This is a genomic window from Agromyces protaetiae, assembly GCF_004135405.1.
GTDB lineage: Bacteria > Actinomycetota > Actinomycetes > Actinomycetales > Microbacteriaceae > Agromyces > Agromyces protaetiae.
The window spans coordinates 2,251,404-2,271,894 of record NZ_CP035491.1; the positions used below are offsets into that span (position 1 = coordinate 2,251,404).

The 20,491-nt window shown below is 70.8% G+C and carries 14 protein-coding genes, 1 tRNA gene and 1 pseudogene; 10 read left to right on the forward strand and 6 right to left on the reverse strand.

Annotated features, from left to right (window positions below):
• The first annotated feature begins 21 nt into the window (after positions 1-21).
• The 3 genes from ET445_RS10465 to ET445_RS10475 are packed head-to-tail and all read left to right on the forward strand — an operon-like array spanning position 22 to position 2,374.
• Positions 22-1,134 (forward strand): branched-chain amino acid aminotransferase, encoded by a 1,113-nt coding sequence (locus ET445_RS10465; protein ID WP_129191183.1) that lies wholly within the window; start codon positions 22-24, stop codon positions 1,132-1,134.
• Complete coding sequence (locus ET445_RS10470) at positions 1,131-1,613, forward strand: GNAT family acetyltransferase (protein ID WP_129191184.1); 483 nt, start codon at positions 1,131-1,133, stop codon at positions 1,611-1,613. The genes ET445_RS10465 and ET445_RS10470 overlap by 4 nt, the downstream gene beginning before the upstream one ends.
• Positions 1,610-2,374 carry a fumarylacetoacetate hydrolase family protein gene (locus tag ET445_RS10475; RefSeq protein WP_129191185.1) on the forward strand — a complete coding sequence of 255 codons (765 nt, stop codon included), beginning with the start codon at positions 1,610-1,612 and terminating at the stop codon, positions 2,372-2,374. The genes ET445_RS10470 and ET445_RS10475 overlap by 4 nt, the downstream gene beginning before the upstream one ends.
• Before the next feature lie 15 nt (positions 2,375-2,389).
• On the opposite strand, the gene ET445_RS10480 is transcribed toward ET445_RS10475, so the two are convergent.
• Together ET445_RS10480 and ET445_RS10485 are read right to left on the reverse strand one after the other, a co-directional pair.
• A complete protein-coding gene (locus tag ET445_RS10480) occupies positions 2,390-4,897 on the reverse strand; it encodes a glycoside hydrolase family 2 protein (RefSeq protein ID WP_129191186.1) in 2,508 nt (835 codons plus the stop codon).
• Positions 4,898-4,918: 21 nt separating this feature from the next.
• Entirely contained in the window at positions 4,919-5,986 is a 1,068-nt protein-coding gene (locus ET445_RS10485; RefSeq protein ID WP_129191187.1) for an aminotransferase class V-fold PLP-dependent enzyme, read from the reverse strand.
• A gap of 91 nt (positions 5,987-6,077) precedes the next feature.
• On the opposite strand from ET445_RS10485, the gene ET445_RS10490 reads away from it, so the two are divergent.
• The 7 genes from ET445_RS10490 to ET445_RS10520 all read left to right on the forward strand — a co-directional run bounded on the left by ET445_RS10490 (position 6,078) and on the right by ET445_RS10520 (position 12,312).
• Positions 6,078-7,034 carry a LysR family transcriptional regulator gene (locus ET445_RS10490; RefSeq protein WP_129191188.1) on the forward strand — a complete coding sequence of 319 codons (957 nt, stop codon included), beginning with the start codon at positions 6,078-6,080 and terminating at the stop codon, positions 7,032-7,034.
• Positions 7,027-8,541 carry a glutamate--tRNA ligase gene (gene gltX, locus ET445_RS10495; RefSeq protein WP_129191189.1) on the forward strand — a complete coding sequence of 505 codons (1,515 nt, stop codon included), beginning with the start codon at positions 7,027-7,029 and terminating at the stop codon, positions 8,539-8,541. The genes ET445_RS10490 and gltX overlap by 8 nt, the downstream gene beginning before the upstream one ends.
• Before the next feature lie 135 nt (positions 8,542-8,676).
• Positions 8,677-8,748, forward strand: a tRNA-Gln gene (locus tag ET445_RS10500).
• A gap of 196 nt (positions 8,749-8,944) precedes the next feature.
• The gene (locus ET445_RS10505) at positions 8,945-9,145 is read left to right on the forward strand and encodes a helix-turn-helix transcriptional regulator (RefSeq protein ID WP_129192508.1); all 201 of its coding nucleotides are present in this window, start codon (positions 8,945-8,947) and stop codon (positions 9,143-9,145) included.
• A 638-nt stretch (positions 9,146-9,783) separates the two neighbouring features.
• On the forward strand, positions 9,784-10,335 hold the full coding sequence (locus ET445_RS18025; RefSeq protein WP_243695168.1) for a tyrosine-type recombinase/integrase: 552 nt from the start codon (positions 9,784-9,786) through the stop codon (positions 10,333-10,335).
• Between the two features lie 355 nt (positions 10,336-10,690).
• A complete protein-coding gene (locus ET445_RS10515; protein ID WP_129191190.1) occupies positions 10,691-11,002 on the forward strand; it encodes a helix-turn-helix transcriptional regulator in 312 nt (103 codons plus the stop codon).
• Positions 10,999-12,312, forward strand: coding sequence for a type II toxin-antitoxin system HipA family toxin (locus ET445_RS10520; RefSeq protein WP_129191191.1), 1,314 nt, complete (start codon positions 10,999-11,001; stop codon positions 12,310-12,312). Before ET445_RS10515 ends, ET445_RS10520 begins: the two co-directional genes overlap by 4 nt.
• 34 nt (positions 12,313-12,346) lie before the next feature.
• On the opposite strand, the gene ET445_RS10525 is transcribed toward ET445_RS10520, so the two are convergent.
• The 4 genes and pseudogenes from ET445_RS10525 to ET445_RS10540 form a co-directional block, all read right to left on the reverse strand.
• Positions 12,347-13,615, reverse strand: a complete 1,269-nt coding sequence (locus tag ET445_RS10525) for a TIGR02679 family protein (RefSeq protein ID WP_165314375.1) — start codon at positions 13,613-13,615, stop codon at positions 12,347-12,349.
• Positions 13,612-17,709 carry a TIGR02680 family protein gene (locus ET445_RS10530; RefSeq protein ID WP_129191193.1) on the reverse strand — a complete coding sequence of 1,366 codons (4,098 nt, stop codon included), beginning with the start codon at positions 17,707-17,709 and terminating at the stop codon, positions 13,612-13,614. Before ET445_RS10530 ends, ET445_RS10525 begins: the two co-directional genes overlap by 4 nt.
• Positions 17,706-18,866, reverse strand: a complete 1,161-nt coding sequence (locus ET445_RS18030; protein WP_129191194.1) for a TIGR02678 family protein — start codon at positions 18,864-18,866, stop codon at positions 17,706-17,708. Before ET445_RS18030 ends, ET445_RS10530 begins: the two co-directional genes overlap by 4 nt.
• A gap of 115 nt (positions 18,867-18,981) precedes the next feature.
• Positions 18,982-20,481, reverse strand: a pseudogene (locus ET445_RS10540) (TIGR02677 family protein); the annotation flags it as partial.
• Positions 20,482-20,491: the final 10 nt, after the last annotated feature.

Below are 20,491 nucleotides of genomic sequence, written 5' to 3' on the forward strand. Positions count from 1 at the left end.
CACGATCCGAAAGAAGACGACATGAGCATCGACCTCCCGCTCCAGGCCCCGACCGCAGCCGGGCTCGTCTGGCAGGTCAGCCGCAACGACGCGGCGAAGTCCGACGCCGACCGCGACGCCATCCTCGCCGCGCCCGGCTTCGGCCAGCACTTCACCGACCACATGGTCGACGTGTGCTGGAGCGAGAAGGGCGGCTGGCACCGGCCGCGCGTCTCGCCGTACGGCCCCATCCAGCTCGACCCCGCCGCCGCGGTGCTCCACTACGGCCAGGAGATCTTCGAGGGCATGAAGGCGTACCGTCACGCAGACGGGTCGATCCACACCTTCCGCCCGTACGAGAACGCCGCGCGCATGCAGCGTTCGGCTCGCCGGCTCGCGCTCCCCGAGCTGCCGAGCGACATCTTCCTCGACTCGGTGAAGCAGCTCATCGCGGTCGACGGCTCCTGGGTGCCGTCGCAGGCCGAGACGAGCCTGTACCTCCGTCCGTTCATGTTCGCGAAGGAGGCGTTCCTCGGCGTCCGACCTGCGAAGAAGGTCGCGTACTACCTCATCGCGAGTCCCGCGGGCGCGTACTTCTCGGGCGGCGTGCAGCCCGTCAACATCTGGCTGTCGACGCAGTACGCGCGTGCGGGCAAGGGCGGCACGGGGGCGGCGAAGACCGGCGGCAACTACGCGTCGAGCCTGCTGCCGCAGGCCGAGGCCTACGAGCACGGATGTCAGCAGGTGCTCTTCCTCGACGGCCGGAACATCGAGGAGCTCGGCGGCATGAACCTCGTGCTCGTCAAGAAAGACGGCACGCTCATCACGCCCGAGTCCGACTCGATCCTCGAGGGCATCACGCGCGACTCGATCCTCCAGCTCGCGGCCGACCGCGGCCACGTCGTCGAGCGCCGTCAGGTGTCGATCGACGAGTGGCGCGAGGGCGCGGCATCCGGCGACATCGTGGGCGCGTTCGCGTGCGGCACGGCGGCCGTCGTCGTTCCGATCGGTCGCCTCCTCGCCGAGGACTTCGAGATCCTGCACACGGGCGACGAGGCCGAGAAGCTCGCGCTGAGCCTCCGCGAAGAGCTCACGGGCATCCAGTACGGCCGCGTCGAGGACCGTCACGGCTGGATGGTCCGGCTCGACGCGTGAGCGCAGCAGACCCGCAGTCGGCGACGGCCGGATCCCCTCGGATCCGGCCGTTCGCCGTCGCCGACACCGAACCGGTCGTCGCGCTGTGGCGTGCGAGCGGGCTCGTGAAACCGTGGAACGATCCGTATCGCGACATCGAGCGAAAGCTCACGGTGCAGCCTGAGCTGTTCCTCGTCGCCGAAGCGTCGGCGGCCGGCGCTGCAGCGCGTGTCGTGGGCACCGCCATGGTCGGCTACGACGGCCACCGCGGCTGGGTGAACTACCTCGCGGTCGACGTGTCGCTGCGCGGCGGCGGTCTGGGCCGTGCGCTCATGGCCGAGGCCGAGCGGCTGCTGCTCGAGCGCGGATGCCCCAAGCTCAACCTGCAGGTGCGGTCGACCAACACGGCGGTGCTCGAGTTCTACGCCCGGCTCGGCTATGTGCCCGACGAAGCGGTGAGCCTCGGCAAACGCCTCATCCCGGATAGCCTGGACGCATGAAGATCGCGCGGTTCAGTCACGGTGAGACCATCTCGTTCGGCATCCTCGACGAAGAGGAGGACGAGCTCGTCGTGCTGAAGGGCGACCCGCTGTTCGCGGGGTACGAGCCGACGGGGGAGCGCGTGGCGCTCGCCGACGCCGAGTTCCTCGCCCCGGTCATCCCCCGATCGAAGATCGTCGCCGTGGGTCGCAACTACCGCGAGCACGCGACCGAGTTCGGCAACGACGTGCCCGCCGAGCCGCTCATCTTCTTGAAGCCGAACACGTCGGTCATCGGCCCGAACGTCGACATCGTGCTGCCGCCGCAGTCGCAGCAGGTCGAGCACGAGGGCGAGCTCGCGGTCGTCATCGGTGCGATCGCGAAGAACGTGAAAGAAGAAGACGCGCTCGACGTCGTCTACGGCTACACGATCGCGAACGACGTGACGGCCCGCGACCTGCAGCACCGCGACGGTCAGTGGTCGCGCGCGAAGGGTTTCGACACGTTCTGCCCGCTCGGCCCGGTCATCGACACCGACATCGACCTCGAGGGCGGCACGATCGAGACGAGCGTCAACGGCGAGGTGCGTCAGCACGGACGGCTCTCCGACATGGTGTTCTCGATCCCCGCGATCATCGCGTACGCGTCGGCCGTGTTCACGCTCCTGCCGGGGGACGTGATCCTCACTGGAACGCCCGCGGGCGTCGGCCCGCTCGTCTCGGGCGACCGCGTCGACGTGACGGTGTCGGGCCTCGGCACGCTGTCGAACCCCGTCCGCTGACCTCGCACCGCCTGCTCAGCGGGCGACGAGGTCGTTGACCGACGAGAGCCCCGGGAACGAGGTCAAGACGTCGCGAGCGCGCGAGGATGCCTCGGCGCCCACGCCCGTGACGATGAACGTGTGCCGTTCGCCCGCGCGAAGCGTGACGAGCGCCGTGTCGACGCGTGCGTTCGCGTCGAGGCGGTCGGCCTGCACGACGAGGTCTTTCACGAGCGAGCGGACGGTGACGGTCAGTTCGATGCGTCCGGATGCCTCGTCGGCGACGACCTCGATCGATGCCGCCTCGGCGAGCGGCTTGAGCGACAGCGCGGCGTCTTCGGCGAAGGGATGCACGACGGCCGCCGCGCCGTCGTCGTGCACGGTGCGCACGACGAGGAGCTCGCGGCTCGAGTCATCCGGAATTCGCACGGCCTCGCTGAGCGCGAGGGTGGAAGCTCCCCGAGGGTCGACCGAGAGGTCGAGGCGCTCGCTCGCGAGCACGTCGCCGTCGACCGTTTCGCGGGTGAGCTCGATCGTGCCCGTCCACGACTCGGCCGTGTCGTTGAGCGCGACGAGCGCGAGTGCGCCGTCGCGCGGCGGCAGCGTGAGGAGGCGCGGCTCGTACACGCGGCGGAGGGCGTGCCACAGGGGCTTCCGGATGCCGTGGAAGTCGACGGCCGCCCACGAGATGACCGGCCACGAGTCATCCAACTGCCACACGACCTGGCCCGTGTTGCGCGGAAACAGCGACCGGAAGTGGGCGATGCCGAACGCGACGGCGTTCGCCTGGTTGAGCTGGGTCGCGAAGTGCCATTCGTCGATCGTGCGCGGCTGCGGCAGGTGCGCGCCGAGGCCGCGTTCGAGCTTCAGATTGCCGTCGGCGGCCTTCTGGTGCACGAGCATGTGCGGGCCGTACGGGTCGAGCGGCTCGTCGTGCACGACGCCGGTGAGCGTCGACCACGCGGGCGGGCCCTGGAAACCGAACTCGGCGACGAACCGCGGCTCGTGGTTCGCGTAGGCGGTGTAGTCGAGCTGGTTCCACACGTCCCAGATGTGCTTCGTGCCGTGCTTGGGGTCGTTCGGGTGCGCGTAGCGCATCGAGTACGGGCTGCCCGGGAAGTACGGGCGGGTCGGGTCGAGCTCGGCGACGAGGGCCGGGAAGAGGTCGAACGCGTACCCCTCGCCCCACGTGCGGCCCGCGAGCTCTTGCCGCCAGCCCCAGTCGACATAGCCTTCGAGGTTCTCGTTGCCGCCGTTCCACACGACGAGCGACGGATGCACCGAAAGGCGCGTGATGTGCTCGCGCGCCTCGGCCTCGAACTCCGACCACAACGGGTCGTCTTCGGCGTAGGCCGCGCATGCGAGCGTGAAGTCCTGCCAGACGAGCACGCCCTGCTCGTCGCATGCTGCGTAGAAGGGGTCGTCTTCGTAGTGGCCGCCGCCCCACACCCGCAGGAGGTTCATGTTCGCGTCGATCGCATCGGCGACGCCCTGGCGGTAGTCGGCGTCGGTGAGGCGCGTCACGAGCGCGTCGCGCGGGATCCAGTTCGCGCCGCGCACGTTGACGGGCTCGTCGTTCACGACGATCACGAACGACGTGCCGTGCGCATCGGGGGTCTGCTCGATGCACACGGTGCGGAAGCCGACGCGGGACTCCCAGGCTGTGTCGCCGGCAGTCACGCGGGCGTCGTAGAGCGTCGCATCGCCATACCCGCGCGGGTGCCACAGGTCGACCTCGCCCGCGTCGACTTCGAGGAGAACCTCGGTGTGACCGGGCACCGCGCGGAGGCGTGCGGAGCGGCCCGCGATCGTTGCGGTGACCTCGATGGGTGCGGCCGTGTCATCCGCCCATTCGAGCGCGACGTGCGCGGCGAGGGAGCCGAGTGCGCGCCCCTCGGCATCGCGCGTCACGTCGACGAGCGGCCGAACCGACGCGATGCGCACCCCCGACCACGAGTCGAGGCCGATCTCGCGCCAGATGCCCGACGACGCGAGGTCGATGCCCCAGTCCCAGCCGTAGTCGCACGCTACCTTTCGGACGGCGTTGTACGGGCTCGGGTAGGGGCTCGGGCGGGCGCCGAAGATCGCGGCCTGCTCCTCGGCCCACGTGCGCGGTGCGCGGAAGTCGATCACGAGTTCGTTGCGGCCTTCGACGAGGGCATCGCGCACGTCGAAGCGGTACGAGCGGTGCTGGTTGGCGGTCTCGGCGACGACGGCGCCGTTCAGGCGCACGGTCGCGGCCGTGTCGAGGCCGCGCGCGACGAGGTCGTGGCGGATGTTTCCGTCGTCGTGCCAGTCGAAGCTCGCGCGGTAGCGCCAGTCGGTGCGGCCGATCCACGCGAGACGCCGCTCGTTGTCGCCGTCGAACGGATCGGGGATGAGCCCACCGTCGAGAAGGTCGGTGTGCACGAGTCCGGGCACGGTCGCGGCGATCGCGCGGCCCTCGAGCAGGGCGGATGCCTCGGCAGGCACGGGTGCGGACGCGGCGACGGCTTCGACGGTCCAGCGGATGCCTGAGGCCGACGTGAGGGGGAGGAAGGTCACCCCGCGAGTCTGACGGTCGGATCAGTGCCCGCGCAACGCGACACGGCGCGTGGTGACCGCGGCGGCGGCGAGCGCGACATCCTCGTCGTCGTTCCAGAGGTGGAACGCGACGCGCGCGCGGCCCGCGCGACCCGACGCCATGATGCCCGCGGCCGTGAGCGCGGCGAGCGCGTCGCCCGACTCGTCGGGCCACGTCACGATCGCGCTGTCGGATGGCTCGAGCCCGAGCCGCGCACGGAACGCGTTCGCGAGGCCGACGTCGTGCGAGTGCACCGAGCCGGGGCCCGTGCCGAGGTCGAGCGAGGCAGCGAATCCGAGCGCGACCTCGGCGCCGACCCACGCGTGCCACGCGGGGGAGACCTCGAAGCGGCGCGCACCCGCCGAAAGCGCGGGGGCGGGGCCGTAGCACGATGTCCACGGGTCGTCGCTCGAGTACCACCCGGCCGTGTGCGGCGTGAACGTGCCGATCGCGGCGTCCGAAAGCGACGCGAACGCTGCTCCGCGCGGCGCCGACAGCCACTTGTAGGCGTGGCAGACGACGAGATCGGCGTCGAGATCGGTCGTGGGCAGCCACCCCGTCGCCTGCGTCGTGTCGAAGAGCACGAGCGCGCCCGCCGCGCGTGCCGCCGCCGAGATCGCCCGGTGGTCGGCGACCTCGCCCGTCGCCGACTGCACGACCGAGCACGCGACGAGCCACGTGTGCGGCCCGATCGCGTCGGCAAGCTCCGGGAGCGGCACGTGCCGCACCTTCAGGTCGCCGCGCGCGAGGAACGGCGCGACGATCGACGAGAAGTCGCCGAGCGCGCAGACGATCTCGGCGCCCGTGGGCGCGGCGGCCGCCGCGAGCCCTGCGAAGACCGACACCTGCGAGCCCAGCGCGATGCGGTCGGCGGTCGTGCCGAGGAGGGTCGCGGCGTGCCCGCGGGCGTGTTCGACGACAGCCGTGTAGTCGGCGGCGCTCGCCGTGCCCTCGGTCCACGCGAGGGCGTCGAGGATGACGGCGTCGCGCGTCGCCGCGGTCGGGAGTCCCATCGTGCACGCGGCGAGGTAGCCGCGGCCGGCGGGGTAGGAGGAGCGGGCGTGGTGCATGGAACGAGTCTCGGCGGGAGGCATCCATTCGACAATGGCAGGTATTCAATCGAACAGATCACAGATGCTTATTCCTGCGTAGGATGACGAGATGACGGATGCCACGACCGAGCCCTTCGCCCAGGCGATCGACGTGCAGACCCTGCGCGTCGTCAATGCGATCGCCGAGCATGGCTCGCTCACGGCCGCTGCCGCCGCGCTCGGCTACAGCCAGCCCGCCGTGAGCCAACAGGTGCGCCGGTTCGAGGAGCGCACGGGCGTCGCCCTCGTCGAACGCGTCGGCCGAGGCATCCGCCTTACCGAGGCCGGCCGCGCGCTCGCGCGACATGCCAGGGGAGTCGCGACCGCGCTCGACGCGGCTGCGGGTGAGCTCGCAGAGCTCCGGGGGCTCCGTGCCGGGCGCCTGCGTCTCGTGGCGTTCCCGTCGGCGTCGCCCACGATCGTGCCGCGGCTCATCGCGAAGCTGCGGGCGAGTCATCCCGGCGTCGAGGTGACCTACGTCGAAGCCGAGCCGCCCGAGGCCGTCGAGGCCGTGCGCCGCGACCGCGCCGACCTCGCGATCACGTTCAGCTATCCCGGCGACCGCGACGACCCCCACCGCGCGAGCGCGCGCGGGCTCGCCGTGCGGCCGTACGGCACCGAGCCCGTCCGTCTCGTGCTGCGCGCGGGACATCCGCTCGCTTCGCTCGACGTCGTCGCGCTCGACGCGTGCGCCGACGAGCCCTGGATCGCCGGATGCCCCCGCTGCCGCGGGCATCTCCTCGAACTGGCCGATGCCGCGGGCTTCGCGCCCCGCATCGCGTTCGAGACCGACAACTTCGTCGCTGTCGAGGGCATGGTCGCCCAAGGGCTCGGCGTCGCGCTCCTGCCGGGCCTCGCGCTCGCGGCGACCCCGAGGCATCCCGGTGTCGTCGTGCGCCCGACCGCGCGCGAGGATTCGCGATCGCTCCACCTCGTGACCGCCCGCGGCGCCGAACGCGTGCCCGCGATCGCCGCCGCTCTCGCAGCGCTCGGAGCGTCGGTCGATACGATGGTGGGCGATGTCTGACACGGCCCACCCCACGACCACCGCCACCGGCAGCGACGTCCGCGTGCGCTTCTGCCCCTCGCCGACCGGAACGCCCCATGTCGGGCTCATCCGCACAGCTCTCTTCAACTGGGCGTACGCGCGCCACACGGGCGGAAAGTTCATCTTCCGCATCGAAGACACCGACGCCGCACGCGACAGCGAAGAGAGCTACGAGATGATCCTCGACGCCCTCACGTGGCTCGGCCTCGACTGGGACGAAGGCGTCGGCGTCGGCGGCCCGAACGAGCCCTACCGGCAGTCGCAGCGCGGCGAGATCTACGCCGACGTCATCGAGCGGCTGAAAGCCGCCGGTCACCTCTACGAGAGCTACTCGACCGCCGAGGAGATCGACGCCCGCAATCTCGCGAATGGGCGACCGAAGCAGCTCGGCTATGACAACTACGACCGCGACCTCACCGAGGAGCAGAAGGCCGCATTCCGCGCCGAGGGCCGCCAGCCCGCGCTGCGCCTGCGCGTGCCCGAGGTCGACCTCGGTTTCGACGACCTCGTTCGCGGCCGCATCGATTTCCCCGTCGGCTCGACGATCGACTACGTGCTCGTGCGCCCCAACGGCGCCCCGCTCTACACGCTCGTGAACCCCGTCGACGACGCCCTCATGGGCATCACGCACGTGCTCCGCGGCGAAGACCTGCTCTCGTCGACGCCCCGCCAGATCGCGCTCTACCACGCGCTCATCGACATCGGCGTGACGACGTTCGTGCCGCGCTTCGGCCACCTGCCCTACGTCATGGGCGAGGGCAACAAGAAGCTCTCCAAGCGCGACCCCGAGTCGAACCTCTTCCACCACCGCGACCGCGGCTTCATCCCCGAGGGCCTGCTCAACTACCTCGCCCTCCTCGGCTGGGGCTTCTCTGCAGACCGCGACGTGTTCAGCCGCGACGAGCTCGTCGCCGCGTTCGACGTCGTCAACGTCAACCCCAACCCCGCGCGCTTCGACCTGAAGAAGGCCGAGTCGATCAACGGCGACCACATCCGGCTCCTCGAGCCTTCCGATTTCGCCGCGCGCACCGTGCCGTACCTTTCGGCTGCCGGGGTGGTGTCCGCCCCTCTGGGAGCGGCCGACGCCGCCGTGCTCGCCGAAGCCGCGCCGCTCGTGCAAGAGCGCATCGGACTGCTCGGCGAGGCTCCCGGCATGCTCGGGTTCTTGTTCACGGATGCCTCGGGGCTCGAGTTCGAGGGCGACGCGCTGTCTTCTCTTCCCGAGAACGCTGCTTCGGTGCTGGGGGCCGCCCGCGACGCGCTCGACGCGCTGCCCGCCTCGTCGTGGACGACCGCCGAGATCGAAGAGGCGCTCCGCGCCGCCCTCGTCGACGGGCTCGAGCTCAAGCCCCGCGTGGCCTTCGGCCCCGTGCGCACCGCGATCTCGGGCCGACGCGTCTCGCCGCCGCTCTTCGAGTCGATGCAGATCCTCGGCAAGATCGACTCGCTCGCGCGGCTCGAGAAGCTCGCGGGGCGGCTCGCCTGAGCTCTATCGGGGTGCTTCTCGGGCCGTGTCGCCGCGCGCGGCGCGGCCCGAGAGTCGCTCAGTTTGGAGTCAAGCGGATCGTCGGATAGAGTTGCTTCTCGGTTCGGAACGCGGTCAAACGCGGTCTGAGACCATTGGGGTATGGTGTAATTGGCAACACGGCTGATTCTGGTTCAGTTGTTCTTGGTTCGAGTCCAGGTACCCCAGCAGTGAAATCGGCGGAATTCCGCTGAAGTACGACCCATCGCCTCGCCCCTCTGAGTGGGCGTTCCTGAGGCGTTTGTACACAAGCGATGACACAGACCCCGGTTTGTGCACACGTTCAGGCGCGCTGCCACGGCGGCTACGGAAGCGACCGGCACGGTTCGGAGGAGTGCCGGGTCGGCCCGCGCACCTTCCGGGTATGACCGACATCGCGCACTCCATCACCGCTCCGACGTTCCTCACGCAGGGCGAGCTCGCCGAACTGCTGCAGCTCCCAGCCCGCACCCTCGAGGACTGGCGTCTCTCGCCCGGCGGTCCGCCGTTCGTCAAGCTCGGCCGGCACGTCCGTTACGACCTCGACGAGGTGCTCGCCTGGGTGCGGGAGCATCGACATGGCTAGGCCCCAGGATCGTTCCGGGCGAACTCGGCACCGTCAACGTCTCCCGGGAGGCGAACGGCCGTTACCGAGCCCGAGGAACGACGCGCGACGACGGCGGCTACCGATACCGGCTCACCGCCACCGCAGACACGGAGGCAGCGGCACGCGAGGAGCTGCAGCGGCTCGCGGCGCAGCACTCGACCGGGGAGCGATCGGCCTCTCGCCGCTCAGCACGCTCGTCGAGGCGATCGATGCGTGGCTCCCGCAGATCCGCACGCGTGCGCAGGCCGGCAGTCTGTCGTACTCGACGTTCGAGAACTACGAGACGATCGCCCGGCTCGTGCTCAAGCCGCGCTTCGGGGCGATCCGACTCGAGCACCTCTCCGTCGGCCGATGCGACCGCATCCTGCAGCAGCTGCTCGCCGAGGAGTCGAACTCGAAGGCGCGCAAGGTGCGCTCGGTGCTCAGCCTCGTCTGCGGCTACGCCGTCCGCGACGGCGCGATGCCGACCAACCCCGTGCGCGATGTGCAACGGCTGCCCACCGCACCGAAGAAGGAATCGGCGCTCACTCCGAAGCAGATCGACGGCATCCGCGACCTCATGGGGCGATGGACGCGCAAGCGCGGACCACGCCCGAACTACCGCGCTGATCGACGGCATGGACATCATGCTCGGCACCTCGATGCGTGTCGGCGAGTGCATCGGCTTGCGCCGCCGCGACGTCGACATGACGACCAGCCCGCCGACGGTCATCGTCAACGGGACGATCGTGTCCAACCGCACCGAGGGCACGTACCGGAAAGACTCCCCGAAGCGCTCACAACAGCGACGCACGATCGCGCTGCCGTCGATGGCGGCCGCAGCGGTGCGCCGGCGCCTGGCGCTCGCGGAGCCGAGCGAGGACGCGTACCTCTTCCCGACGGCCACGGGCCGCTCACTGAGCGTGAGCAACTACGAGCGGCTGCTGCGCACCTTCATCGACGACGCCGAGCCGGAGCTCCGTGCGCTCGGCGTGCCCGTCGACGAGTACACGACGCACCTCTATCGCCGAACCGCCGCGACCCTCGTCGAGCGCGCGGCTGGCATCACCATCGCGTCCCGGCTGCTCGGGCACGCGAACGAGCAGATCACTCGCGCGAGCTACGTCGTCTCTGCGGAAGTGGTCGACCCGGTGACGGCGCAGATCCTCGACGGCATCTTGGGGTCGTGACGGTGCCGCGTCCGACGCGCGACCGTGGGACCAGGGGTTCTCGGAGTCTGCCGGACCGTCGCCGGTCTCGACGACGACCTGGGTTGTCACGGTGCCGAACCCGGATCGGCACCGTGCAACCAGGCATTTCTCGGAAGGGCGGGCGCCGCGCTCGGCGAGTGCGCCTTCGCGCAAAGCGACGCACGGGGCGCTGGGAATCGACAGGTGGCGGTCATAACTGGTAGGTGTGCACCCGCTCCCATGCGCAGCTTGACGCTCTGATGCGTCTTCGGCGCTTGGGCGTGTACGCATTGACGTACATGATCCGCAGTGTCAGAATATTCGTACACGCGGACCTGTGTGCGAGATTTCGTACATGGGTATCCGCCGGATGAGCTGGGTGGGAGATCCGGACATGTTCGTCGGCACAGCGCGCGACTGGGGCAACATTGTGCGCGACCGGCGCACGGACTTGGGCATGACGCAGGCGGAGCTCGCCGAGCGCATCGGCAAAGCTCGGCAGTGGGTTGTGCGCTTCGAGTCCGGTCATGCGGGAAGTGCGAGCGTCGACAGTCTCGTCGAACTGCTCGAGGCGCTCGCTCTCGATGTTCGAGTCGACCCTCTTGATCTCGAAGATCCCGACCCGATGTTCATGGACATCCCGAGCACGGATCCGTTCGAACGATGAGACTCACCGCCTACATGAACGGCCATCGCGTCGGTTGGTTCGACCAGCTCGACGGTGGTCGGATCACACTCGAATACGACCGCGCGTGGCAGTCGGGCGCCGACCGAACCGAGCTGTCGTGGTCGCTGCCGAAGACCCGCCGCCGTCATGACGGAGCTGCCCCGGGCAACTACCTGTGGAATCTGCTGCCGGACAACAACGACGTACTCGAGCGGTGGGGCAGGCGTTTCGGAGTGTCATCGCAGAACCAGCTCGGTCTGCTGGCGAACGTCGGTCTCGATGCCGCCGGCGCGGTGCAGCTCGTCGATGCTGAGGAGCACGACGAGGCCGAGCTGGTCGGTGCATCCGGCGTCGAGCCGATCAGCGAGGCGCGGATCGCCGTGCACCTCCGAGAGCTCAGGCAGGACCCGTCCGCATGGGTCACACCGGGGTACGAGAGCGGCTACTTCTCGCTGGCCGGTGCTCAGTCGAAGTTCACGCTCGTGCGCACGGAGCACGGCTGGGGGATGGCGACCGGACGAGCCGCGTCGACGCACATCGTCAAGCCCGGGGTGGTGGGCCTCAAGCGAAGCGACCTGAACGAGCACCTCACGATGCGTGCCGCGCAAACTCTCGGTCTCCGGGTGGCTCACAGCTCGGTGACAACGTTCGAGGATGAGTCGGCGATCGTCGTCGAGCGCTTCGACCGAGTGGCGGATGCTGACGGCGGCATCGTGCGCCGACACCAGGAGGACTTCGCGCAGGTGATGGGCGTCCACCCGTCGGCGAAGTACCAGAACGAGGGCGGCCCCGGGATCGCCGCAATCGGCGCTGTGATGCGAAGCATCCCCGGCTTCATCGTGCAGGGCGAGATCGAGCGCTTCTTCGAGGCGACCCTTTTCAACTGGGCTGCGCTTGGCACCGATGCCCACGCGAAGAACTATGCGCTGGTGTACCCCGATCCTCGACGTCCGCGCCCGACTCTGGCGCCGCTGTACGACCTCGGTTCGGCGCTGGCGTACCCGGAGATCAACAACCGCAAAGCGAAGCTTGCGATGTCCTATGCCGGCCACTACCGCACGTTCGAGATCGAACCCGGGCATCTCGTTCAGGAGGCCGCCGGGGTGGGCTTGGCCGAAGACTGGGTAATCGAGCGCGCGCGCCACCTCGTCGAAGCGCTGCCCGATGCGCTCCGCTCCGCCGCCCATGAGGCAGCATTGGCAGGCGAGAACGCGGCTTTCGCGCGGACGCTCGTCGAGCGCGCCGCTGAGCGGAGCGCGCACCTGGGCAAGCAGCTCGACGGATTCCGCCCCTCGAGCAGCAGCGCGTAAGGTCCGAGCGCTCGGCTCCGACATCTGGCCTACCTCACGGCGCCGTGGGCGCCTCGACGGCTGCGAATGCGGCGAGGTCGGCCAGCAGCGTCTCGACGAGGGCTTCCTCCTCGACGCGAAGTCGATGGGATTCGAGCGATTCGGCGAGGGCCGGGTCCCATTCCGTCGCGCCGATCGCACCGGTGAACGAGGTCAGCCCCGTGATCGAGCCGACGGCCGCGAGGTAGTCCGCGGCTTCGAAACGCCACGGTTGCCACGGGACGTGCCGTGCGAGCGTTCGCGCGATCGCCGCGCCGCCGCCGTCGAAGTCGCCGTGGTACGCGAGCGCCGCGCCGCCGTTGACGAGCCGGCGGAGCAGGCGCACCGCCGCCGCGCCGGGCTGCCCGTCGAGGCAGACGAGCGGCGGGGCGGATGCGCCGAGTCGGTCGGCCGCGGCGGCGACGATCGCGGGGTTCTCGCACACGTACACGAGCCGCGGCACCGTGCCGATGTCGTCGCCGGCGACCTGGCGATACGTGAGCAGGGCGGGCTGCCCCTCGACGGACAGCGCCGCGAGCGCGCGAGCCGTCGGCGAGCCGCTGCCACCGGGCAGTCCGACGGTGAGCACCGACGACGACAGTTCATCGACGACGACGCCGACGCAGGCCCACGCTGCCCGGCGCAAGTGCGCCCCCGTCGCGTCGGTCGGCCCGAGGGCGCCGAGCGCTGCAACGAGCCCGACGGCGAGCCGCCCGAGCGGCCGGTCGGCGTCAAGCGCGTGTGCATCCGCGAACAATCGCCCGGCGAGCACCGCGAGCGAATCCGGCTCGACGGGCACTGCGTCGGCGAGGGCGGCGAGTCGTGCGGCGAGGATGGCCGCGTCGAGCGCATCTGAGCTGTTCCGCTTCAGCGCACCGGTTCGCGTCGCACGCGCCACCCACGCGGACGCCTCGGGGTGCGCGGTCGCAATGCCCTCGAGCCGTTCCTGCGCATTGCGCCAGGCATCCTTCGTGCGACGTCGTTCACCGGGGTGCAGGTACGGTCCGGTGAGCGCGACGACGGCCGACTCGAGACCGTCCGGCCAGAGCCGTCGGCGCAGCACCGCGTCGAGCGCGTCGAGCGGCACCGAGACCGAGGCACCAGCGCGGACGGGGCGCCCGAGCAGCCGCGCGACGGCCGCGCGCTCGGCGACGTCGACTTTCGACGACGTGAGTTCGCCGATGAGCTCGCCGTCCCGCTCGAGACGAGTTCGCAGGCGGGCCACCAGCCAGGCGAGATCGGGGGCTCCGAGCACCGCACGGAGGCGTTCGATGTTGCCGCTCACCAGAGCTCGCCGTCCGCCGCCGTGGGGGCATCCTCGCCGATGCGTTCACGCCGCCGGCCGTCCCAGCGCCACAGCTGCACGTGCACGGTGGGGGTGTCGTCGAAGCGGCTCAACTGGGCGATCGAGAGGCCGGGCACTTCGGCGTAGCATCCCCATTCGCGCTCGCTCGTCATGACCACGTCGAGGTCGAACTCGGCGAGGAGGCCCAGGCAATTGGCGCGAGAGTCGTCGTCGACTCCGGCGAACGCCTCGTCGAGCATGACGAGCCGAGGCGCGTGCGGGTCGGCCGCCGTGCGGTAGTGCGACGACGCGGCGGCGAACAGCGGGATGCTCGCCGCGAGCACCCGTTCGCCGCCGGAGGCGGGCCCGGTGGCGGCGCGCCAGTTGTCGCCCTGCTTGCGCTCCACGACGAATCGGTGCCAGCCGCGGTAGTCCAGTGCCGCGCCGAGGTGGTCGTACCAGTTGCCCGTCTCATCGTCGTCGCGGACCGCGGCGATGCGGGCTTGCAAGAAGTCGCCGAGCGCCGTGCGCTCCTCGTCGCTCCAGACGTCGCCGACCGAACCGAGGATGCGCCGGGCCTCGGCGAGCCCTCCGGGGCCGTCCCCGCGCGGGATCCAGCGGACTCGCAGAACCATGCCGGTGCTGGTCGGCCGCGTGCGCAACTCCTGGTTGAGCTCAGCGATCTGCCGGTCGGCGGCACCGATGAGCTCGGAGAGCTGCGTTCCGACCTCGGTGACGAGGTGGTTCTGAATGATCTCGCGTTCGCGCGCCGACAGCAGCCGCTCGTGCTGCTCGATCTGCGCCGCGAGGCTCGCGTCGAGGGCGGGAAGGGTGGTCTCCGACCCGCGCGCCGAGACGAACACGCGGGTGCCGGCGTCGGCCTGTACGACGGCCACCTCGTAGTCGTGCCGGCTGAGGTCGCGCTGCAGCTCGGTGATGCGGGTCGCGACGGCCGTCGTGAGGCGGTCGGATCGAACGTCGGAATGGTCGATGTCGGCGAGTCCGCTCTCGATCGCACGGGCCGCGTGCACGCCCGCCGTGGCCGTCCACTCCTCGATGGTGCTCGGGAATTCGGCGGCGGGCATCGCGACCTCGGCGATCCCGAGTGCGACCGTGGCGCGCAGCGCGTCGATGGACGCAGTACGCGAGGCCGCTGCGCGCGCGAGATCGGCTCGGAGCGCTTCGAGGCGGCTTTCGGACTTGGCCGCGTCGAGTGCGGACGCCTCGCGCGAGGCGTTGGTCTCGTCTATCGTCTTCCCGAGCTTCCGAAGTGCGGCGTCCGCAGCCTCGACCTCGGCACGGTAGCTCTCGACGGCCGCGCCGAAACGGGCCCGCACGGTCTCGGCGTAGGTGCGCGCTCGGAGGGCGTCGTCGTCGGTGCGGCTCGCCTCGACGGCATACTCGTCGGCGGATGCGGTGGCCGCGTCCGCACGGCGGCGGGCGCCACCGGCAGACTCGGCCGCCGTCAGCCATTGCACGGCGCCGTGCGCGAAGTCGGTCGTGGCGCGCTCGTAGGCGTCGAGCGCACCGGCGAGGGCGTCGAGTTCGGCGGGCGCGGTCGGAAGGCCGAGCATTGCGGCGTCGGTCTCGAGCTCGACGGCACGGGCATCCCGATTGGCGATCGCCGTGGCGAGGGCGCTGGCGGTGCGGACGCGGTCGGCCGCCGACGACTCGACGCGGACGTGCGCCGTCGTCGCGTCGCGCTCCAACGTGACGAGTGCGCTCGGCGACGGGACGGCGCCGGCCTCCGCAGTGATTCGGCCGAGTCGTCCGTCGATGCCGGTCAATACGTCTTCGAGCCCGGCGATCAGTCGCTGGGCCTCGGCGAGCTCGGCTCGGGCGACCTCGAGCCGCGCCGCGCGCGCGGCGGCGCGCGCGGTCTCGCCGATGTACCTCGCGGAGTCGACTGTCCACGCGCCGCGGGCGGGGCCGAGGCCGAAGGCGCCGGAGGTGCTCGCCCAGGCCGGGGCATCCTGTTCGCCGAGCCCGATGGCGTGCAGCACCGCAGCGACGGCGTCGGCGGTGACCGCGCTGTCGGCGGGGAGTTCGACCGCGAGGACGTCGGCGAGGCTCGGCCCGGCGACGGCGGGTGCGTCGGCGCTCAGGAGCACTTCGCCGTGATCGGGGGAGCGGACGGCGCCGTCGGCGTGGAGCACGGCGGTGAGCAGGCCGCTCGCTTCGAGGGCCGCCTCGAGTCCGGCGCACTCGGCCTCGTCGAGGCCGTCGGCGAAGCCCACGGCTCGCCAGAGCGGGAGGGACTCCGGGCCTGACTGGATGCGCGTCGGCCAGGCTTCGGGCTCGCGCACCGTACCGGACTCCAGCGCCCCGATCTCGGCACGGAGGTCGTCTCGGACGCCGATCTGCTCGGTGCGCTGCAGGCGCGTGCGCTCACGCTCGGCGTGCAGTTCGGCCCGGCGGACGGTAGCTGCGGCCTGCAGCGCCGACGCGAGCGGGTCGACGCCGTCCCGGACGCGCACCCAGTCGGCGTACGCCTCGACCGCCGCATCCTCGACCGACAGCTCGGCCAGCCGCCCGACGGCGGCCTGGACGGCGTCGAGGTGCTGCGTGATCGCCGTCTCAACGGCGTCGTCGGCCTCGGCTGCGCGCGCCGTCGCCTCCGCCCAGCGCGACTCGGCGTCGGCATCCGCCGTTCGTGCCCGGCCGGCATCCTGCTCGGCGGCCGCGAGGTCGGTGCGCAGCCGGGCGATGCGGGCGAGCGCCTCCCGACGTGCGGCGATGCGCGCACCGGCGGCGGTGCGGTCCGCGGCGACGGCCGACTCGCTCGCGGCGTCGAGCGCGACGCCGTGCGAAGCATCAAGCCCGGCGGCCTTCGCCGCCTTCGTCGCGGTCGCGAGCGTCGATTCGACGGCGGCGCGCTGCGCGCCGGCAGTGCGGGCCGCGGTCTCCGACTCGGTTCGAGCAGCCTGGGCGGCTTCGACCGCGCGCGCCGCTTGCTTCGACGCCGTCGCTGCACGCTCCGTGGCCTCGGTTGCGTGCTGCTCGGCCCGTGCGATCTCGCGTTCGCTCTGCACGTGCGGGCTGTCGCGCAGCGCCTCGCGCTCGGCCTCGCGCTCCGTGCGTTCGGCGCGCAGTTCGGCGAGCTCGGTGACAGCCGCATCGCGCACGGCGACGTGGGCGTCGTGGTCGGCGGTGACGGCGATGATCTCGCGGCCGAGCCGGTCGTGCTCGGCCTGGTCGCGTCGCGGACCCTCGGCGCGGCGGCGCAGGAGCACCTGCGCGTAGGCGCGGTAGTGCTCGAGGAACGACGAGAGGGAGCGGCGCACGTCGACGAGTCCGGCGAGCTCGTCGCGCACCTCGTCGAGGGAGCGCAGGCCGTTTGCGACCGAAGCGATGACGTCGTCGCCGACCGGGGTCAGCGAGCCCGAGAGCGCGCTGTCGAGTGCGCTCTCACTCGGGCGCTTCGAGAGTTGGGGGGCGCGGATCTGGAGCAGGAGTTCCATGAGCTCGGTGTAGCGGCGTTCACCGAGCCTGAAGAGCCGTTCGTCGACCGCCCGCCGGTACTGCGTCTTCGACTCGTAGACATGGCCAGCACCGAGCGACTCCAGCGCATCGTCGAGCCGCGCCTTGCCGAGCACAACGCGGGAGTCGTCGGTGAGGGAGAACTCGTCGCCCACGCGCGCGGAGGTGACGAAGAACCAGTGCTTCGCGATGCCGGGCTTGCCGCGCACCGCCTTGAGGCCGGCGCCGATGGTCGTGAATTGCGCGACGCCCTGCTCGTCGAGGCGACCGAACTCGAGCCAGGTGTAGCCGGTTCGTTCGCTGTTCGGGTGTTCGCCTCCGAGCAGCAGGTTCCACTCCATGCGCTTCTGGCGGTCGCCGTCGGGTTCGATGCGGTGCGCCGACAGATCGCCGTCGAGAAGGAACGGCAGCGTCAGCGCGAGCACCTTAGACTTGCCGGCGCCGTTGTTGCCGCGCAGCAGCAGTCGGCCATCGACGAACGGGAACACCTCGTCGTCGTAGTAGAAGAGGTCGACGAGGCCGAGGCGCAGGGGCATCCACCTGGCCGACGTGGGCATCGGCAGGGGCCGGCTCGCGGCATCCGTACGCGGGGATGCGATGGTGAGGTCGGTCACGGTTTCGGGCCTCCGAGGATGATGGGTTCGGACACGCTGAAGCGGGCGATCGCGGGGTTCACGCGGACGACCGCCCCGTCCAGGGCAACGAGGCGCAGCGCGTGCAGCGTGGTGAGGGCGGTCTCGACGAGGCCAACCTCGGCGCCTGGCTCGCTCGCGCCGCCGCGCCAGTACGACGCGAAACGCGGCGCGATGCCGCGAACGTACGCGTGCAGGTCCGCGATGGTGCGGTCGCCGACCGCTGCCAGGTGCTCGGCGACGAGGAGGGTGACGTGGCCTTCGGTGCCCTTGGCGGGCATCCGCTGGTCGGTGAGGTCGTCGTCGAGGTCGACCATCGCGATGCCCTCCAGCCGGATCTCTGGAACGAGGCCCGAGAACTCGCCGATCCGCCGGATGATCGCGCCGCGCTGGGTGCGCAGATACGCGGCCTCGTCGTCGTCGAGGTCGTCGAACATGAGGATCGGGTCGTCGAGCAGGCGCCGGGTGAGTGACTGGCGCAGCCGCAGATTGCGCAGCTCTTCGGTGGGCGGCAGGCCGCGGTCGCGGATCGCCTCGATGCGTGAGCGGGTGTCGCCGCCGGCCACCGTCGATGGCGGGCGACGGGTGACGAGGAGCTCGGCGAGCACGTGCCGGGAGACGTCGTAGAGCGCGTCGCCCGTCGACTGGGTGAACTCGCGCTCGTCGCCGACGACGCGATCGAGGACGCCCCACTCCAGGAGCATCCGCACGGCCTCGACGAAGTCACGGCGCTCGTCGTAGCCCTCGAGGCTGAAGGTGAACCCGATCGCCGCGAGCTCGGGATGCTGCGCCTGCAGCGTCACCTGCTCCGCGAGCCGCCCGAGCGCGATCTGCGCGTCGGAGCGCTCCAGCACGGCGAGGCAGAGCATGAGCAGCACGTAGCGCCGTCGGGAGAACGGCACGCCGCGCAGCGCGAACGGGTGGGTGCCGTCGTCGAGCACGGCCGGCTCGCGGTGCAGTCGTACGAGCGTGCTGTCGAGGTGCAGCACCCAGCCGGTCTCGCGGTCGAACCAGTCGCGCAAGTGCTGCGCGTGCCGACGGACGAGCCGGAACGCCTCCACGTCGCTCGATCGGATGAGCGGCCGTTTCAGCAGCAGCCGGGCGGCCAGTTGGCGGTCGTCGATGCCCGATGCGCTCACGCGATGCTCCGCTCGGCGAGGGGGCCGAAGCCGCCTTGTCGCCGACCGAGAGGTCGACGATGCGCACGAGGTGGTTCGGCCCGTGCAGCGTGCCGCGCTCGGTGGGGAGGGCGACGGTGCGGCCGTCGTCGAGTTCGGTGAGTTCGATGCGCATCGTGCCGTCGCTCGAAGCAGTGGCAACGTGCCGTTCGCCCGGGCGCTTGCGCACGAGCGCGTCGCCGAGCAGCGTGAGGAACAGCCCGAAGGACGCCGAGTCGAGCCCGGCGAGTGCCTTGAGCTCGACGGCCCCGTCGGTCGCGAGCCGGCGCCGTGCGGACACGATCTGCTCCGACTGCTCGCGCAGCTTGAGCGCGAGCATCGCGCGGTCGGCTGAACGGTCGATGACCCGGTTCGGGCGGCCTTGTCGTTCGTACGAGCCGGTGCGGCGCAGTTGCGGGGAGATTTCGACGGGCGGCGCCTCCGCCCAGGGAGCTCCGACGAGGGTCGGGTCGTCGTTCCAGCGCTGCCAGGTCTCGGCGTCGACGGCGAGGTGCCGGGGCGCGTAGAGCCCGAATGCCGAGCGAGCGAGGGCGTGGCGCTCGGAGTCATCCTGCGCGGTCTCGAACCACACGGCGAGTGTGAGGTAGTCGGTCGAGCGGTCGCTGCGACCGGATCGCCGCGCCTGGACGGCGCGCACGGCGTCGAGCAGCGAGGGGATCGCGGCGAGGGCCGACTTGCGCAGCAGCCGCGACTGGCTCTCGCGGCCGTCCTCGACGACGAACCAGGCGTGCAGCCCGGCCCAGCGGGTCGCCCAGGAGGTCTTCACCCGATCGCGCTCCGCTCGCGCGTCCGGATCGTCCGGGTCGGGGGCTGCTGATGCAGCCTCGCGCTCGGCGAGCGCATCGAGCGCATCGTCGAGTCGTCCCGCGTCGATAGCGAGCAGAATGCCGGCGATCTGCGGGCCCCGAACCGTCAGATCCTGGATGAAGGTGTCGAGGTAGTCGATGAGGCGTGACTTATAGGCGAGGAAGGCGGACTCGTCGGCATCGGTGAGTTCGATAGTGCGCTGCAGCGAACCCATGAACGCGCTCGCGTTTTCGGCGAGCTCGGTGAAGCGCGCGGTGAGCGAGGTCAGGCTCGCCTGCAATGTGCCGAGATCGAAATCATCGGCCGCGAGCAACTGGTCGATCTGCTTCAGTAACACGGCGATGTCGTCGAGCGCCACGGCCTGCAGGGCGCCGCGCCGACCGAGGTGCTCGTCATAGGCGTCGAGCGCCCGCTCGGCGGCTTCGCCCGCACGACTGAGCTGGAAGAGCCGCCGACGCCGATAGAAGTCGGCGACCTGTGCGACCCGCCCCGTGTCGGGGGTCGCGAGCAGGTTCTGCCATTCCACGAGCCGATCGAGGGCCTCGGTGACGGCATCGATCGACGCCGGCTCCGTGGCATCGCTGCGCTGCATGCCGGCCAGCACGTCTTCAGGTCGCAGGTGCACCTGGAACCGGTCCTTGGCAGCGACGAATGCGCGCATCACCCGTCGGTACAGCGGCGAGAGCTCGACATCGAGATGCCGGAACACGGTGTAGGACGGTTCGGGGGGAGCGGTCACGGGTGCGTTTCTACCAGGGAGTTCTGACATGGGGCTGCGC